Below are 1552 nucleotides of genomic sequence, written 5' to 3' on the forward strand. Positions count from 1 at the left end.
ATATGCAGATGAAACTACGGAAGAAGACTTAAGGAAAATAGCAGAAAAAGCACCAATAATAAAGTTAGCCTACGATGCATTAGACAGGTTTAGCTGGAATGAAAAAGATTTAGTAGCATATGAAGAAAGAATAATGGATCTGCGGAAAGAAGAAGGCATCCTCGCTAAAAAACTTGATGAGGGAAAGATTGAAGGAAAGATTGAAGTAGCAAAAAACCTACTTAAGGCTGACATCTCTATTGATATTATCTCTCAGACAACCGGCCTTCCTCAAGCTGAGATTAAACGACTTCAGGAAGAAATCACCTAAAAGGCTAATGATCAACGAAAAAATTGTAAGAGAGAACTTAAAAAAAGTCATAGAGCAAAAAAGCGGTAAAGATGTGATCGCTCTTGGCATAATATCCTCAATTATTATTAAAGGTCAAGATGTTGGTTTTGTGCTTGAAGTTGCCGGTAACACGCAAGCAAATGAAGAATTAAGAAGAAATTGTGAGCAAGCTGTTAAAGCTATACCGGGGGTGACAAAAGTGACCGTGGTTGCTACTTGTCAAAAACAAACTGGGCAACAAAAAGCTAAATTACATATCGAAGGAGTGAAAAATATAATCGTTGTGGCCTCTGGTAAAGGCGGTGTGGGCAAGTCCACAGTTGCGCTAAATCTTGCTCTCTCATTAGCAAAGTTAAAACACAAAGTTGCGCTGGTTGATGCAGATATATATGGTCCTTCAATTCCTAAAATGCTTGGCGCTGAAAAATTAAAGCCAGAAATACAGGATAGTAAAGCAATGCCTATAGAAAAGTATGGACTGCATACTATTTCAATTGGCTATTTTATCGATAAAGATCGTGCAGCAATATGGCGCGGACCTATGATTACAAAAGCACTTTATAGTCTGCTAATGGGAACAAAATGGTCCGATATAGAGTATTTGATAATTGATACACCACCTGGAACTGGCGATGTGCATTTAAGTCTTATGGAAAATTTTAACTTAACTGGGGCGATAATAGTTTCAACTCCACAGGAGCTCTCTTTAATCGATGCTCGCAAAATTTATGATATGTTTACAAAGCTCAGCGTACCGGTTATTGGCATTGTAGAAAATATGAGTTATTTCATTCAAAGCGGCTCAAAAATATACATATTTGGAAAAGACGGTGCAAAAAAAATGTCTGAGGAGCTGGGCATCAAACTTCTAGGCAGAGTTCCTCTAGATCCACAAATATGCCATGCTTCTGATTGCGGAAATCCTTTAATGTTAAGTGAGGATTTGGCAGAGATTTATGAAGACATTGCTCAAAGTATAGTTAAACAATAGAATAAGCGTGAGAAACATGCGAATCAAAGTCCTCTTTTGTTAGTTACAAAATAGACTGCTTGCATAACCATTATTTACATGAAAAATTAGCAGCTTTTGTCATTCCAGCGCGTGACGCTGGAATCCAGAAAAAAAGAAGAATGGATCCCAGTGGGCTTTGTTGCATCGCTCTTCGGATAGTAGGTAACGCACAATAAATTTATGAAGCTATCTCAAATTTAGCCATACCA

2 protein-coding genes are annotated in these 1552 nt (G+C 37.6%); both read left to right on the forward strand.

Translation table 11 applies throughout. From position 1 onward, the window contains the following. Nucleotides 1-310: hypothetical protein (locus WOCAOBSORBRA_RS05950; RefSeq protein WP_174516148.1), on the forward strand; the 310-nt coding region annotated here is incomplete at its 5' end. 7 nt (nt 311-317) lie between these two features. After that, complete coding sequence (locus WOCAOBSORBRA_RS05955; RefSeq protein WP_007548295.1) at nt 318-1322, forward strand: Mrp/NBP35 family ATP-binding protein; 1005 nt, start codon at nt 318-320, stop codon at nt 1320-1322. The last annotated feature ends 230 nt before the right edge of the window (nt 1323-1552 follow it).

This window comes from Wolbachia endosymbiont of Cardiocondyla obscurior (genome assembly GCF_902713635.1).
Classification (GTDB): domain Bacteria; phylum Pseudomonadota; class Alphaproteobacteria; order Rickettsiales; family Anaplasmataceae; genus Wolbachia; species Wolbachia pipientis.